Source organism: Solimonas fluminis (genome assembly GCF_002930645.1).
Taxonomy (GTDB): Bacteria; Pseudomonadota; Gammaproteobacteria; order Nevskiales; family Nevskiaceae; genus Solimonas_A; species Solimonas_A fluminis.
The window spans coordinates 39,419-54,949 of the sequence record NZ_PSNW01000003.1; the positions used below are offsets into that span (position 1 = coordinate 39,419).

10 protein-coding genes are annotated in these 15,531 nt (G+C 68.6%); 1 reads left to right on the top strand and 9 read right to left on the bottom strand.

The annotated features are described in order from the left end of the window. Positions 1-5: 5 nt before the first annotated feature. From C3942_RS06555 to C3942_RS06585, 7 genes are all read right to left on the bottom strand, one after another. Entirely contained in the window at positions 6-1,319 is a 1,314-nt protein-coding gene (locus C3942_RS06555) for a cytochrome P450 (protein ID WP_104229582.1), read from the bottom strand. 31 nt (positions 1,320-1,350) lie between these two features. Next, entirely contained in the window at positions 1,351-2,367 is a 1,017-nt protein-coding gene (locus C3942_RS06560) for a helix-turn-helix domain-containing protein (RefSeq protein WP_104229583.1), read from the bottom strand. 490 nt (positions 2,368-2,857) lie between these two features. Then, complete coding sequence (locus tag C3942_RS06565) at positions 2,858-4,063, bottom strand: CaiB/BaiF CoA transferase family protein (RefSeq protein WP_104229584.1); 1,206 nt, start codon at positions 4,061-4,063, stop codon at positions 2,858-2,860. Beyond that, a complete protein-coding gene (locus C3942_RS06570) occupies positions 4,060-5,232 on the bottom strand; it encodes a CaiB/BaiF CoA transferase family protein (protein WP_104229585.1) in 1,173 nt (390 codons plus the stop codon). The genes C3942_RS06565 and C3942_RS06570 overlap by 4 nt, the downstream gene beginning before the upstream one ends. 4 nt (positions 5,233-5,236) lie before the next feature. After that, entirely contained in the window at positions 5,237-7,318 is a 2,082-nt protein-coding gene (locus C3942_RS06575) for a hydantoinase/oxoprolinase family protein (protein ID WP_104229586.1), read from the bottom strand. A gap of 11 nt (positions 7,319-7,329) precedes the next feature. Next, the gene (locus C3942_RS06580) at positions 7,330-9,153 is read right to left on the bottom strand and encodes a hydantoinase B/oxoprolinase family protein (RefSeq protein ID WP_104229587.1); all 1,824 of its coding nucleotides are present in this window, start codon (positions 9,151-9,153) and stop codon (positions 7,330-7,332) included. A 100-nt stretch (positions 9,154-9,253) separates the two neighbouring features. Continuing rightward, positions 9,254-10,483: an MFS transporter gene (locus C3942_RS06585; RefSeq protein ID WP_165797354.1), complete on the bottom strand. Its 1,230-nt coding sequence runs from the start codon at positions 10,481-10,483 to the stop codon at positions 9,254-9,256. 180 nt (positions 10,484-10,663) lie between these two features. Here C3942_RS06585 and C3942_RS06590 point away from each other — a divergent pair, with 180 nt between their 5' ends. Then, positions 10,664-11,644: an NAD(P)H-quinone oxidoreductase gene (locus C3942_RS06590; protein WP_104229589.1), complete on the top strand. Its 981-nt coding sequence runs from the start codon at positions 10,664-10,666 to the stop codon at positions 11,642-11,644. Between the two features lie 202 nt (positions 11,645-11,846). On the opposite strand, the gene C3942_RS06595 is transcribed toward C3942_RS06590, so the two are convergent. Together C3942_RS06595 and C3942_RS06600 are read right to left on the bottom strand one after the other, a co-directional pair. Continuing rightward, complete coding sequence (locus C3942_RS06595) at positions 11,847-12,860, bottom strand: aromatic ring-hydroxylating oxygenase subunit alpha (RefSeq protein ID WP_104229590.1); 1,014 nt, start codon at positions 12,858-12,860, stop codon at positions 11,847-11,849. After that, the gene (locus tag C3942_RS06600; RefSeq protein WP_104229591.1) at positions 12,857-15,280 is read right to left on the bottom strand and encodes a cytochrome P450/oxidoreductase; all 2,424 of its coding nucleotides are present in this window, start codon (positions 15,278-15,280) and stop codon (positions 12,857-12,859) included. The genes C3942_RS06595 and C3942_RS06600 overlap by 4 nt, the downstream gene beginning before the upstream one ends. Positions 15,281-15,531 lie beyond the last annotated feature (251 nt).

Here is a 15,531-nt window from a genome sequence, read left to right on the forward strand (position 1 = left end):
GTCCCCTAGCGGCGCCTGAACGTGATGGGCAGGCGCTCGATCGAGCGCGTGGCCACGGTCGGCAGGTAGCCGATCTCGCTGGCCGGAATGGCCAGCCGGATGTCCGCCATGCGGCGGCTGATCTCGCGGGCCGCCACCTTGATCTCCATGCGCGACAGCGAGGCGCCGACGCAGCGGTGCACGCCCACGCCGAAGGCGACGTGCCTGGCGATGTTGGCGCGGTTGATGTCGAAGTCGCGCGGGCAGGCGAACTGGCTCTCGTCGTCGTTGCCCGAGGCGTAGAGCACCAGCAGGTGCGCATGGGCCGGCAGCTTCACGCCGCCCAGTTCCACCTCCTTCGTGGTCATCTTGGCCAGGCCGCGCACCGGCGGCTCGATGCGCAGCAGTTCCTCGACGAAGCGGTTCAGCAGGCGGTCGTCGTCCACCGACTCCTGCAGCGTCTTCGCCACCTCCGGGCGGGTCGCCAGCACGAACAGCAGGTTGCCGATGGCGGTGGCCGTGGTGTCGTTGCCGGCGATGACCAGGGCCCGGATCAGCGACACCGCCTCGCCGAACTCCAGCACGCTGCCGTCGTCCAGCCTGGCGTGGACGATGTCGGAGATCATGTCCTCGCGCGGCTGTTCCTGTCGCGCCTTCATCTCGCCGATGATGAAGTTCTGCAGCTCGCAGATCAGCGCGGCGTTCTCGCGCATCTGGTCGCGGTCCTGCATCTTGGAAATCTGCGCGGTGACGGCACCCGACCACTGCTGGATCTTGGCGGCGTTGAACTCGGCGATGCCCAGCTGCTCGCAGATCACGCGGATGGTCAACGGCACGGCGAAGTCCCTGACGCCATCCACCACCTGGCCGTTGGCCCCCTTCTCGGCCAGCTTCCCGATCAGCTCGACGATGATCGCGGTGATGCCCGGCTCCAGCGTGGCCACCCGGTGCGCGGTGAAGGCCTTCTCCAGCAGGCGGCGCACGCGGGTATGTCCCGGCGGGTCGTCCTTGATGGCGTCGGCGAAGAAACCGCCGCCGTCCCGCTCCAGGATCTGCTTGAACTCCTCGAAGAAGCCGTTGGCGTACATCGCGGCATAGCCGTGCTTGTCCGAATAGGTCTGGGGATCGCGCAGCACGGTGACGATATCGTCGTAGCGCGACACCAGCCACATGTTCAGCTTGGCATCGAAGTGCACCGGCGATTCGCTGCGCAGCGCCTGGTAGAAGGCGTTGGGCTGCGCCAGGACGTCCTTCAGCGACGCGTCCTTCAGCGCGGCGGCGCCGCTGCCGGTGAAGGGGCACTTGCCCGCGGTGGGGGATACTGCCTGGGCCTGTTCCATGGTCTCGTGGTCTCTTGGTTCTGTGGCGGCCTCAGTGCCGCGACTCGCCGCCGTCCAGCACCAGCGTCTGCGGTTCCACCGGCGGACGCGGCGCGCCGACAGCGCGGTACTCGCGCGGGCTGAGCTTGAATTCCCGCTTGAACATGCGGCTGAAATGGGCGGCGCTCTTGAAGCCCACCCGGTAGGCGATCTCGCTGATCGAGGCCTCGCCGGGCCGGGAGTTGACCAGCCACTGGCTGGCGGTCTTGAGGCGCTTGTCCCAGACCAGTTCCGAGAACGGCGTACCCCGCAGCTTGAGCAGCAGCGACAGGTAGCGCGGCGAGATGCCGCAGGCCTTGGCGGTGGCGGCGATGCTCAGCTTGGGATCGGAAAGATGGATCTCGATGAAGCGCAGCACGTCGTTGAGCCGCTTGTCCGACATGGTCTGCCGCTGCGTGCTGCAGGACTGGTGCTCCTTCACGGCCTCGCCGACCACGGACAGCGCCGTGTTGATCAGCAGCTGCGAAACCTCGTCCTTCAGCTCGCCCGGATCCTCGAAGAGGTCGCCGAGGATGCGTTGGGCGATGCCGAACTTGCGCCCCTCGGCCGGGATGCAGAAGCCGGGCCGGACATCCAGCGGCAGCACCTGCCGCAGGATGTGGGTCGGCACGATCACGTGCAGCACCTCATGCACCGAGTTCTCGCCGGGCTGGCATTCCACCGAGAACGGCGTCATCGACTTGGTGATCATGAAGTCGCCGGCGTTGGCCACGCTCTCGCCGCCCGGCAGGGAAACGCAGAGGCGCCCGCGCTTGACGAACCAGAGCACCGTGACGTCGGTGGCGTCCTCGCGGATATGCGCCCAGGAGCGGCGGAAAAACAGCCGCGTCTTGGAGCGCAGGCGGATGATCGAGCAGGCGCCCACCGCCTTGCGGTCGGCCCTGACATGGATGACCGAGCCGGGCTCGATCGAGTAGTCGCCCGAGTAGTACTCGCGGTTGCGCGGCCCGCGGTAGGTATTCTGGCAATCGAGATAGTTGCGCTTGTCGAACAGGAACAGCGTTTCCATGACCGGCTCCTCCAGTGAGGGATCGCCCGTGCATGGAGCGTCCCCGTACTTTTAAAGTCACTGGATCGTATCGGCCCGGTTCCGGGTCGTCCCCGCAGAGGGCGCGGGCGCATATACAGATGGCGCATCGGGAACCCGGAACCACCAAGTCCGTCATGCCGGCGGAAGCCGGAATCCAGCCCCGGACAGGAGTGGCGATAGCTGGATACCGGCTTTCGCCGGTATGACGGAAAAAGCCCCAGGGAAGCCCTGAAAAGTCCGTTCGTGCTGAGCCTGTCGAAGCACGGGCGGACTTTCCCCACCGTGGGTCGACGAGTTACCGTCCACCCCTCGATCCTTCGACAGGCTCGGGACTTCAGGGCGAACGGTAACTTCTTCAAGGCTTTCCCAGCGGGCGACCCCGCTGTCCGCCAGTTCCTTTCGAATCCCCGGTGGGACGCAGGCCAGGCTTTTCATCCCCTCTCCCGCCCGCGGGAGAGGGAATCGTCCATCACCGCGCCACGCCCGCCTCGGCCAGCTCCCGCTGCCGCTCCGGGGACAGGCCCAGGATCTCCCCCAGGACATAGGCGTTGTGCTCGCCCAGCCGCGGCGCGGCGGCGCCGATGGCCGCTTCGCGCGTCATCTTCCAGGAAGGCCCCACGATGCTGCGGGCCTCTCCCTCGCTCGTATGCACCTCGCGGAAGAAGCCGTTGCCCCAGAGATGGGGGTCGGCCACCAGGTCCACCGAGCTCTGGCTCCTGGCCGCGGCCAGGCCGCGGCCCTGCAGTTCCGCCGCCAGCCCGGCGGCGTCGCGGCCGGCGGTCCAGGCGGCCAGCCGGCGGTCCAGCTCATCCTCGGCGGCCTTGCGCGCCGCCAAGTCGCGGAAGCGCGTGTCCTGCGCCAGCCCGGGCTGCCCCATGGCCTCGCAGAGCCGGGCCCAGTCGGCGTCGCCGGCGGCCGCGATGCTGATCCATTCGCCCTCCCGGCAGGGATAGACGCCGTGCGGCGCCATGTCCGGATGGCGGTTGCCCCGGCCCAGCGGGACCGTGCCCTTCAGCAGCGATTCCATGACCGTATCGCCGATCATGCTGGTCATGCATTCCACGGCCGACACGTCGACGAACTGCCCGACCCCGGTGCGGCGGCGGTGCAGCAAGGCCACCGTGGCGGCATAGGCCGCGGCGGCCCCGAACGTGGAGTCGGCATAGCGCACGTTCATGCCGGCCGGCGCCTCGCCCTCGTAGCCCACCAGCAGGCTCACGCCGCCCAGCGCGGCAAAGCAGGGGGCATAGCCGGTCTGGTAGGCCAGCGGGCCCTCGCTGCCCCACATCCCCATCGAGACATAGACGATGTCCGGCTTCACCTGCCGCACCGCCTCGTAGCCCAGCCCCAGGCGCCGGACCGCCCCGGGGCGCAGGTTCTCCACCACGATGTCGGCCCGGGCCAGCAGGTCCTTCAGCAGCGCGATGCCCTGCGGCTGCTTCATGTCGATCTGCACGCTGAGCTTCTGCGGGTTCACCGCCTGGAAGCCCGGCGCCTTGTTGATGTCGGCCACGCCGAAGGTCCGCGTCACGTCCAGGGATTCCAGGCTCTCGACCCGGATCACCTCGGCGCCGAGGAAGGACAGCAGCTTGCCCACGTAGGGGCCCGCCCAGACCTTGGTCAGCTCCACCACCCTCACCCCCTGCAGGGGGCCGCCGCGCTTCCGCTGCGTCATGCGCCCTCTCCCGCCAGCAACCGGTCCGTGTCCTGGCCCAGCAGGGGCGCCGGCGACTCCAGGCGCGCCGGCGTCTCGCTCAGCTTGTAAGGCACCGTGGGATACAGCGAACGCCCCAGCACCGGATGCTCCAGCTCGGCGAAGTAGCCGCGATGGCGGTACTGCGGCGAGCCCTTGAGATCCTCGGCGCTGTTCACCGGCACCAGGGTCAGTCCCAGCTTCTGCGCCTCGGCCGCCACCGGCTCCTTGTCCTGCGTGGCCAGCCAGGCCGCGATGTGCCGGCGGCACTCGGCCACGCGCGGCGGCGTGCACTCGCGCTCCAGCCAGCGCTCCGGGAAGGCCTTCATCCACTCCGGATCGCCCAGCAGCTGCCTCAGGCCATCCCAGTGCGACGGCGCCGACATCCAGATGTAGGCATAGCCGTCGCGGCAGCGGAAGATGCCGGCCGGGCCGAACAGGTCCAGCGCATTGCGCCGCGTGCTCACGTCCATGTCGCCGGCCACCATCTGGCCCAGCACGTAGTCCACGCGCGAGGCCAGCACCTGCTGGGCGGAAACCTCGATGAACTGTCCCTGCCCGCTGCCCTCGCGCTCGTACAGCGCCGCCACGATGCACATCGCCGAATCCAGCGCTGCCTCGTAGCTGGGCAGGAAGCGGCCCGCGCCGTTCAGCGGCGGGCGGCTTTCGTCGGCGCCGGTCGGCGTGTGGTAGCCCCAGCCGCTGGCATGGAAGACGTTGAGGTCCTGGGCATGCCGGCGATCTTCCGGCGGCGTTTGGCCATAGGGCGTGATCGAGCACAGCAGCAGGCGCGGCCAGGCCGCGGAGAAGGCCTGCGGGTCCAGCCCGATGCCCTTGAGCCAGCCCGGCGCATGGTCGTCGATCACCACGTCCACCCGCTCCAGCAGGCGCCGCAGCGTTTCGGCCGCGGCCGGATCGGCGGGGTCCAGGCTGACCGAGCGCTTGTTGGTATTCAGGTAGGCGAACAAGCCACTGCGCTCCAGCGCCTCGCCCGTGCCGGCGAAGGGTCCCAGGCGGCGCGTGGGACTGCCCTCCCCCGGCTTCTCCAGCTTGATGACCTCGGCACCGAAATCGGCGAGCAGCTTGCCGCAGTACTCGCCGGCCACGCTCTCCGACAGCTCCAGCACCCGGTAGGGACGCAGCGCCGACATGGGCTCAGGCCGCCGCCACGCGGTTCAGTTCGTAGTCGCCGGCATCGTCCACGCGGGCCTTCCAGCCCGGATAGACCACGATGGTGGTGAAGGTCTCGTCGATGATCGCCGGCCCCATCACCTCGTGTCCGGGCTTCAGGCCCGCACCGGAATGCACCGGGGTGTCCTTGAAGCCGTCGCCGAGATTGGCCCGGCGCGAGCGGGCGGGCCGGGCCGCCACCACCGGTGCCGTGAAGCCGGAACGCACCTTCGGCGAGGGCGTCTCGACCGAGGTCACCAGGCGCAGGCAGGTCACCTCCGGCAGCTCCCCCTCGCGGATGTGCCCGTATTCCTCCATGTGCCGGCGGTTGAAGGCCTCCACCGCCCGCCCGCCGATGCCGGCGTCGATGAAGGACAGGTCGCCAAGGCCGGTATTGACCTGGATGTCGAAGCTCAGCGACCAGTTCTGGCCCGGATAGCGCATCTTCATCTGGTATTTCGCCGTCACGCGGTCGGCGGCGAAATTGGCATCGGCAAAGAACTTCGCCGCCCGCGCTTCCAGCTCGCCCCACAGCGTCTTCAGGCGCCGCGCATCGAGCGCACCGGCCGGCGCGAGATAGGAGCGCTCCTCGTCGATGGCCGGGTTGGCCACCAGGGTGCCGAGCGCGGAGAAGGTCGGCGAGGCCTTGGGTACCAGCACGCGGGCGATGCCCAGGTCCTCCGCCTGGATCGCGGCGAAGACCGGGCCGTTGCCGCCATAGGCCAGCATCACCATGTCCTGCGGGTCCAGTCCCTTGCTGGCCACGGTGCGCTGCACCGCCTGGGACATGTTGGCGTTGACCACGCGCCAGCAGTCGAAGGCCACGTCCTCGGCGCTGCCGCCGGTCTGGTCGGCGATGCGCTGGAAGGCCTCGGCCACGCCCTTGCGGCTCAGCGAGAAGCTGCCCCCGGCGAACTCCGTGTCGGCCGACAGGATGCCCAGCATCAGCAGCGCATCGGTGATCGTCGGCTGCGTGCCGCCGCGGCCGTAGCAGATCGGCCCCGGCTCGGAACCGGCGGACGCCGGCCCCACCTGCAGCGCGCCATTGGCCACGTGGCAGATCGAGCCACCGCCGGCCCCCAGCGTCTCCACCTGCACCATCGGCACGCCCACGAGATAACGGTGGTGCATGTTCCAGCCGGCCTCGGCCGGCGCCGCGCCGTTCAGCACCACCGACATGTCGTAGGAGGTGCCGCCCATGTCCACGCAGAGCAGGTTCGGGCAGCCCTTGGCCCCGCCCACGTGGGCCGAGCCGATCACGCCGCCGGCCGGCCCCGAGGCCAGCACGCGGATCGGCGCACCCTGGATGTACTCGCGGGTCATCACGCCGCCGCTGGCCTGCATCACCATCAGGCGATGGCGGTAACCCGCCTGCTGGAGGCGGTCCACCAGCCTTTCCAGGTACGAGGTCACCCGCGGCGCGACGTAGGCATTGACCACCGTGGTGCTGGTGCGGTCGTACTCCGGCGCGCGGGGCAGCACCTCGTGCGATACCGACACAGGCACCCCCGGCATCTCCTCGGCCACGATCCGCGCGACGCGCTTCTCGTGCTCCGGGTTGACGAACGAGAACAGCAGCGAGACCGCCACCGACTCCACGTTCTGCTTCCTCAGCTTGCGGCAGGCCTCGCGCACCGCGGCCTCGTCCAGCGCCTTGTGCACCGAGCCGTCGAACAGCAGGCGCTCCGGCACCGTCAGGCGGCGGCGGCGCGGCGCGATCTCCTTCGGCGCCTCCAGGCGCACGTCCCAGATGCTCTCCTTGTAGCCGCGGCGGTACTCGATCTCGTCGCGGAAGCCCTCGGTGGTGATCAGGCCGGTGACCGCGCCGTTCATCTCGATCAGCGTGTTGTCGGCCACCGTCGTGCCGTGGACGATGGCATCGCAGCGCTCGAGGAAATCGCCCAGGGACAGGCCCTCAATGCCGGCCAGCTTGCCGAGCCCGTGCATCACGCCCAGGGAGCGGTCCTCGGGAGTGCTCAGGTTCTTGTGCAGCACCACCTCCGCTCCCTTGAGCAGGGCGAAGTCGGTGAAGGTGCCGCCGATGTCGATACCGACGCGATAACGCACTGTCTCTCTCCTCAGGCGGCCCGGGCGGCGGGCACCGCGGCCTTCATCTTCCTGCGCAGCGCCTCGGTGGCGGCAGGGTCCACGGCGAGGTCGTATTCCTCCACGCTGCCGGTCAGCACCACGCCGTACTTGTCGCGCGCCGCCGCCAGGCTCACCTTCTCGTCCAGCACGTCGTCGCGCACCGCCTCCGGGTCGCGCAGCAGGGCCGGGCCGAAGCCGCCGCCGCCGCCGTGCTGGTAGGCGATCACCGCGCCGGCCGGCAGCTGGGCCTGCTTCGACAGCTCGATCCGGTACTCGTTGGGCGTGCCCACCTCGAAGCGGTTGGAATAGCCGCCGGCATCCTCGCCGCCGCAGAGGCCGCGCAGCGGGTGCCTGGACGACACCATCCAGGCCATCGCCATGGTCGGCTCCAGCACCTGCTTGACGTTGAGGCTGCCGGGCTGGCCACGCCACTGCCCCGCGCCGCCGCTGTCCGTGGTCATCTCGCGGCTGATGTTGATGATCGGGAAGCGTGCCTCCGCATCCTCCGCCTCGGACAGCAGCAGGTTGCCCAGGCCCACGCAGGACGAGCCCCAGCCGTCGATGCCCTGCACCGCCGAGGAATCCATCGAGCGCGCATCCACACCCTGGTCCATCCACATCTGGCCGTCCTTGAAGCCGATCACCGCATTGGGCATGCCGATCTTGTAGACCTGCGGCGTGGAACGCTCCGGCACCACCTCCGACATCGCCACGCAGATCGCCTCGATGATCTCGCAGGCCGGGTGGAAGGACCCCAGCGCCGCCGGCTTGTTGACCGGCGGATGCACGATGCTGTTCTCCGGCAGGATGATCTCCACCGCGTGGAACAGGCCCTCGTTCTTGACGATGCCCGGGTCGATCATCGACGCCAGCTGCGTCATCGCATAGCCGCGGCTGTTGGCGAAGGTGTTCCACACGCCGACCAGTTGCGGGCGGTCGTCGGTGCCGGTGAGGTCCACGGTCAGGTGGTCGCCCTTCACCGTGCAGCTGACATGCACCTTGACGTCCTGGGTGCCCAGCGTGTCGTGGTCGATGAACACGTCGGCCGAGTAGGTACCGTCCGGCCACTTCGAGATTTCCTCGCGGAAGCGCTGCTCGGTGTGGTCGATGTTGTGGTTCACCGCGGCCTTGACCACGTCGGTGCCCCACTTGCGCACCACGTCCTCCAGGCGCTTCACGCAGTGCTGCACCGCGCCGATCATCGCCGCCAGGTCGCCGGCAAAGGACGGGAAGCGGTTGTTGCGCTCCAGCAGCTTGATCACGTCGCGGCGCTTCTCGCCGCGGTGCACGATCTTCATGCAGGGGATCGCCAGCCCCTCGGTGAAGATGTCGGTGGCCTCCAGCGTGAAGCCGCCGGGGTCCTTGCCGCCGGTGTCGCCCTGGTGGGCCTGCAGGGCCTGGATCAGCACCAGTTCGCCCTGGTCGTCGAACACCGGCGCGTAGACGTTGTAGTCCGGCAGGTGGCCGCCGCCGAAGTCCGGATCGTTGCCCACGAAGACGTCGCCCGGGCCCCAGTCGTAGTCCTTGAAGAACTGCAGGCCGTAGCGCACCGTCAGCTGCGAGATGAACACCAGGTGCGGCGTGCCGATGGACACCGCCGCCAGGCGGCCGTGGGCGTCGATGATGCTGCCGTTGCGCTCGTTGGATTGGTTGATGATCGGCGAGGACGCCGCGCGGCCCAGGTGGGTCGCCGCCTCGAAGCAGACCGTCTCGAAGGCACCTCGGATGATGGCGGCCGTCACCGGGTCCACCGTCGCCGAGGTCGGCAGCGGCTCGCGCTTGGCGGCCAGCGCCCGGTTGAGTTCGAATGTCATGGGGAGTCCTTCTCCAGCGGATCACCCCATGGTCCTCCGGCGGCCCCGGGGAATCTCGATAATTTCTGCAAGGCCATCGACAGTCCCCGGCCGGAGGGAGTCAGTCCGCGGCAGGCTCCGGCGCCACCACCGGCCGGCCGGCGATACCGGCCCGGCCCAGCAGCAGGAACATCAGCCCGCCCAGCAGCACGCTGCCGGCGGTGAGATGCAGGAAGACCACGTAGCCCCCGGTCCAGTCCAGGAAGCGGCTCAGCAGCACCGCCCCCACGGCCGTGGCCAGGCCCAGCGCGGCAATGCACAGCCCCAGCACGCTGCTGTAGATCTCCACGCCGAAGTGCCGCACCACCAGGTAGCCGGCGATATCCCCTTCCGCCCCCTGCGACAGCCCCATCAGCAGCACCGCGCCCACCAGCACCCACTGGGCGTCGAAGGCCGAGGCGATCAGGAACAGGCCGATGCTGGGCAGCCCCATGCTCACCGCCGCCACCACGTGCGCCGGAAAGCGGTCCAGCGCCAGGCCGCAGGCGAAGCGGCCGATGATGACCCCGGTAGCGAACAGGGACACCATCATCGCGGCCGCCGCCGAGTCGGCGCCGTTGTCGAGCAGCATCAGCTTCAGCTGCGGCCCGTTCAGGGTCTGCGGGATGTTGCACAGGAACATGCCGCCGCAGATCACCCAGAAGGCCGGGCTGCGCAGGATCACGGGATAGTCCCGCGCCGCGCGGCGGCGCCGCACCGCGACGGCCGCCGGCCGCGCGTCCGCCGGTATCATCGCCAGTGCCAGCAGCCCGAACACCGCCGTGAAGACCGCGATCGCGCGATAGCCGGCACGCCAGCCCTGCTCGTCGATGTAGTCGTTGAGCAGCATCGCCCCGACCGCGCCGGTGATGGCGGGGCCGCTGGCCATGATCGCCAGGGCCATGCCGCGCGCCTCCCGGAACCGGTCCGCCACCAGCCGGCTGTAGACCGTGGAGGTGGTCGTGGTGCCGAAGATCACCTGCAGCATGGTCAGGCCGATGAACACCTTGAGCTCGCCGTTGAAGACGCTGAGCGCCAGGTAGGTGAGCGGCAGCACGATCACGCCCAGCGACGCCACGCGGCGCACGCCGAACAGGTCGGTGGCCCGGCCGATCAGCGGCAGGCAAAGCAGCGTCAGCAGCGTCGCCGTGCTGAGCAGCGCGAAGTCCGCCTTGGACCAGCCGAACTCCTTCAGCAGGTGCGGCGCGAAGCTGCCGATGATGTAGGCGCTGACCGCCAGGCCCGCACCATGGCCGACCGTGCTGGCCAGCAGCGCGCGCCCGTTGACGCGGAACTCACCCAGGTAGGTCATGCCGTTTCCATCGCCGCCGGAGGATCGGTCGATGCTGCAATCCGGCCTGCGGCCGATCAAGGCGCGAACCGGTCCCTGCTCCGTCCCCGGCAAGCCCTGCATCGCCTACAGGCAATTGAACGGCGGTTCCGCTCCATCCGCCCGCCGCCTGGATTAAAGTCCGGGACCATGCGCGCATCCATGAACGTCGTCGAAATCCGCGAGCCGGGCGGCCCCGAGGTCCTGCAGCCCGGCCAGCGTCCCCTGCCCGTCCCCCGCGAGGGTGAACTGCTGATCCGGGTGCATGCCGCCGGCGTCAACCGCCCGGACGTGCTGCAGCGCCAGGGCCAGTACCGCGCCCCGCCCGACGCCTCTGACCTGCCCGGCCTGGAAGTGGCCGGCGAGATCGTCGGCGGCAACCCCGGCGACTCCGGCTGGAATTTCGGCGACCGCGTCTGCGCCCTGGTGCACGGCGGCGGCTACGCCCAGTACTGCGTCGCGCCCGCCTCGCACTGCCTGCCGATCCCCGCCGGCTGGACGGACCTGGAAGCCGCCACGCTGCCGGAAACCTGCTTCACCGTCTGGAGCAACGTCTTCGAGCGCGCCGCGCTGGCACCCGGCGAAAGCCTGCTGGTGCAGGGCGGCAGCAGCGGCATCGGCGTCACCGCGATCCAGATGGCCCATGCCCTGGGCCACCGCGTCTTCGCCACCGCCGGCAGCGAGGAGAAACGGCTCGCCTGCGAGGCCCTGGGCGCCGAGCGCGCCATCCACTACCGCGAGACCGACTTCGCCGAGGAAGTGCGCCGCCTCACCGACGGCCGCGGCGTGGACGTGATCCTCGACATGGTCGGCGGCGATTACCTCAAGCGCGAGATTTCCTGCCTGGCCGACGACGGCCGGCTGGTCATCATCGGCCTGCTCGGCGGCGTGCGCGGCGAGCTGCCCCTGGCCCAGGTCCTGATGCGCCGCCTCACCGTCACCGGCTCCACGCTGCGGCCGCGCAGCGTCGCCTACAAGGCCGGGATCGCCCGCGCGCTGCGCGAACGCATCTGGCCGCTGATCGAGGGCGACAGGATCCGCCCCGTGGTCCACGCCAGCTTCCCGCTGGACCAGGCGGCGGAGGCGCACCGCGTGATGGAAGCCGGTCAGCACATCGGCAAGCTGGTGCTGCGGGTGGATTGAGGATCAAGCCCCTGAGCAGACCGCTTCGGTCACTCGGAGGGTGACAGCGGATCGCTGACAAAGTCCACTTTGTGCCAGGGGCGGTCGCTCACGGATGGCCGCCATCGGGAAGCTCGATGCCGACGCATAGCCGCACATGAGCCATTCGGCTCTCTCAATCATCTTGACTATTGGGCCGTCCAAGACAGACCTCCCGCCTGGATCAGAGACCTTGCTCCTCCCTGATCATCGACTGCACGATGCGGCGAGCGCGAATGGCGGCGCGGTCAGCCTTGACGTTGACGTAGCGCCGGGGCGCCTCGTCCTCATCGAGACAGCGCTGCACCGTCTCGAGCACCGCGGAGTCGCGGTCGGCCATCAAATGGAACACCTCGGCCAGCCGCGGTCCCGCATCGGCGGCGACCGCAGTGCCCCGCCAGGCCAGCTGCAGGAAAACGTGCGTGGTCCGCTCGGTTTCCGGGGTGAATCCGTGCAAGCGCACGAGCTCGAGCAGGGGCCCATCGGCACCCCCGATCGTATAGGTTTGGCGGTGCAGGCCCGGCGTCACGAAGGTGCCGGTCTCGCGGCGGCTGAACGTCTCGGCACTGTCCAGGCCCGATACCGCCGACTCCCAGGGCGCGAGCGGCGCCTGGGGCAGTTCGCGTGCATACGACACCGAGACCTCGGAGATCTCCACCTCCTCGGGCGGCGGCAGCGCCTCGATACCGGGCGGCACCATCTCGGCGTGCATCTCGAATACGTTGGTCAGGTCCAGGTAGTGCTCGTGCAGCAGCAGGAAGCCCGCCCCGACGCGACGACGCTCGCCCGTTGAGGACCAGTCCCCCTCCGATGCCAGCTCCGGCGTCGCGGCCGGCGGACGCAGCCGCGCACTACCTGGCGTTCCCATCCACAACCACACGAACGGCCCGCTCACATGGACCGGGAAAGCACGCACGCGCGCACCCAGCGGCGGCTTGTCCTGCGAGGGGACCCGAACACAGGTGCCATCGGGGTCGTAGGTGCAGCCGTGATAGCCGCAGATGATGCAGTCGCCGTCACGGGAACCGGCCGAAAGCGGATAGGGTCGATGCGCGCAGCGATCCTCCAGGGCGGCGATCGAGCCGTCGGCCAATCGGTAGAGCACCACGGGGGTTCCCAGGATGCGGCGGGCGAGGAAGTCGTCGCCGACCTCGTCGATGGTGGCGGCGACATACCAGCATTCGCGGGGGTAGCTCATAGGTCAAGCACCAACTTCTTCGACAGGGACCGGGAGACGCAGGTCATGATCGTGTCGCCGCGCGCCCGATCCGCCTTGGACAATACGGAGTCACGGTGATCCGGCGTTCCCTCGATGACGTCGCACTCGCAGGTGGCGCAGATGCCCTCCATGCACGATCCGAGTACCTGGACACCGGCCTTCTCGACCGCTTCGAAGATCGACATGCCTTCGGGAACGCTCACCGTGACACCCGAACGCGCGCACTCCACCTCGAAGCTGTCGAGTGCATCCGCGGGCGCCTCGACCACCTTGGCTGCGAAGCGCTCGAGGTGCAGGCTTCCTTCCGGCCACCCCGCACAGCCTTCCTCGACCGCGTCCATGAGCGCTCCTGACCCGCAGCAGTAGACCAGGGTGTCCGACCGCGGCGTGCCGAGCACCGACGCGAGGTCGAATCGCTCGTTCTCGTCCCGGGGCCAGACCGTCACCCGGTCGTTGCTCTCGAGCGCGTCGAGGTAGGCCATGGACGCACGCGACCGACCGACGTAGATCAGGCTCCACTCGGCGCCACGCGCCTCGGCCGCCTCGATCATCGCGAGGATCGGGGTGATGCCGATGCCGCCGGCGATGAACTGATAGCGCGGCGCAGAGACCAGCGGGAAGTGGTTGCGCGGGCCGCGCACGCGGACGGTTGCACCTTCCGCCAGCTTCTCGTGGACGTACGCCGACCCGCCCCTGCTGTTCGGGTCGCGGAGCACCCCGACCTTGAACGACGACGTGTCGGCGGTGCTGCCACACAAGGAATACTGCCGCGCCAGCGACGGGGTGAGAATCAGATCCACGTGGGCGCCGGCGGTCCACGCCGGCAGTTTGGCACCCGTCGGGTCGGTCAGGGTGAGCTCGACGACGCCGTCGGCCACGTCGCGACGAGCGGAAACCTTCAGCTCGACCTCGCGCTCCGCGGTGTTGCTGACCACGCCCTCACGGGAACCGCGCCGCGCGGGCTGAGGCGCGGTGGGCGGCTGCCCCACGCGGGTTCGACGGGCACCGGAGCGAGGCAGTTGCCCCTTCGGCGTCAGGCTGACCATCATCCTGGTGTAGCCCCGGACGAAGTTCGACTGCGCGAACTCCGGCTCCTCCACGACCTCGATGTCGTCGAATCGCGCCAGCAGTTCCTCCCACAGGATCCGGAGTTGCAGCTCGGCCAGCCGGGCGCCCATGCAGCGGTGGACGCCGATGCCGAACGAAAGGTGGTTGCGGGCGTTGGGCCGGCCGATGATGAAGTTGTCCGGATTCTCGAAGGTACGCTCGTCCCGGTTGGCCGAGGCGTACCACATGACGACCTTGTCGCCCTTGCGGATGAACTGGCCGTTCAGGACGGTGTCCTTCTTGGCGACCCGGCGCATGTAGGCCAGCGGCGTCTGCCAGCGGATGATCTCGTGGACCAGCTTGGGGATGAGCCCGGGGTCTGCCCTGAGGCGAGCGAACTCCTCGGGGAACTGGTTGAGCGCGTAGACACCACCCGACATCGAGTTGCGGGTGGTGTCGTTGCCACCGACGACCAGCAGGATGAGGTTGCCGAGAAACTCCATCGGCCGGTTGATCAGGTCCTTGGTGTCCTCCGACATCTGCATCAGGGTGATCAGGTCGTAGCCGGGCTTCTCGCCGGCGGCCAGGCGGGCCGCCTTGTCGTGCCACAGGGCGCTGAAGCTCTTCGCCATGTCGGCAGAGGCTCGCCACATCTCGTCGACGTCACTCTGACCACCGGTCGTGGAGGCACCGGCAGCGGTCACCTCGGTCCAGTAGACGAGCTTGCGGCGCTGATCGTAGGGAAAGTCGAGCAGGGTGGCGAGCATTCGCGCAGTCAGTTCGATGCTGACCTTGTCCACCCAGTCGAACGTCTCGTTGAGCGGCAGACTATCGAGAACCTCTTGCACGCGCGAACGAATCAGCCCCTCCAACTCGTCCAGGTTCTTGGGGGCAACGACACCCTGAACCGCAGCGCGCTGTTCGTCGTGGCGCGGCGGGTCCATGGCGATGAACATCTTGATGTCCAGCCCCTCCGGCGGGGTGCCGATGATGATCTGTGGCTCGGCCGAGAACGTCTCGAAGTCCTTGTCCACGGTGAGGATGTCCTCGTACCGGGTGACCGACCAGTACGGCCCGAAGGCACTGTCTGCCCGGAAGTGAACCGGCGCCTCGTCACGCAGTCGCTTGAAGTACGGACGCCACTGGCCTTGCCTCCACATGAACGGGTTGCTCATGTCGATGTCAGTCAATGCCACCTCGTCGACGTCGGGGATCTTCTTCTCGACGAAGACCGGCTGCTTGTCACCGAGCACGAACTGCCTGGCCTTCTGGAACATGTGCATTCCTTGGACCTGCCGTTCCATCGGGATGATGGCCTGGGCCTTGTTGATGACCTGATCAAGAAAGCTCATGACATTAACCACCGTGCGGTGAATTCATGCGACGGCCAGAGCAATACGCAACGCTCTGTGCACAAGCCCCGCGTTCACCCGAGTCCCGGGCGCCGCGAAGCGGTGGCTGGGACGAGCGCTGGCCGTCGTTCCATCCTTTGGCCTGTTCGGCCGAAATTTCCAGAGTGCTCATTGTTATCCCCTCCCACAGCGTTTGAACGGTGAGCGCAGCTTGCTTCAGTACCGATCCGGGCAATGGTGATTTTCAGCCA

What these genes read in the sequence shown, in the direction of transcription:
- C3942_RS06600 (WP_104229591.1), bottom strand. Translation starts at nt 15,280, where the DNA reads ATGAGCTTTCTTGATCAGGTCATCAACAAGGCCCAGGCCATCATCCCG.
- C3942_RS06570 (WP_104229585.1), bottom strand. Translation starts at nt 5,232, where the DNA reads ATGTCGGCGCTGCGTCCCTACCGGGTGCTGGAGCTGTCGGAGAGCGTG.
- C3942_RS06590 (WP_104229589.1), top strand. Translation starts at nt 10,664, where the DNA reads ATGAACGTCGTCGAAATCCGCGAGCCGGGCGGCCCCGAGGTCCTGCAG.
- C3942_RS06560 (WP_104229583.1), bottom strand. Translation starts at nt 2,367, where the DNA reads ATGGAAACGCTGTTCCTGTTCGACAAGCGCAACTATCTCGATTGCCAG.
- C3942_RS06555 (WP_104229582.1), bottom strand. Translation starts at nt 1,319, where the DNA reads ATGGAACAGGCCCAGGCAGTATCCCCCACCGCGGGCAAGTGCCCCTTC.
- C3942_RS06580 (WP_104229587.1), bottom strand. Translation starts at nt 9,153, where the DNA reads ATGACATTCGAACTCAACCGGGCGCTGGCCGCCAAGCGCGAGCCGCTG.
- C3942_RS06565 (WP_104229584.1), bottom strand. Translation starts at nt 4,063, where the DNA reads ATGACGCAGCGGAAGCGCGGCGGCCCCCTGCAGGGGGTGAGGGTGGTG.
- C3942_RS06585 (WP_165797354.1), bottom strand. Translation starts at nt 10,483, where the DNA reads ATGACCTACCTGGGTGAGTTCCGCGTCAACGGGCGCGCGCTGCTGGCC.
- C3942_RS06595 (WP_104229590.1), bottom strand. Translation starts at nt 12,860, where the DNA reads ATGAGCTACCCCCGCGAATGCTGGTATGTCGCCGCCACCATCGACGAG.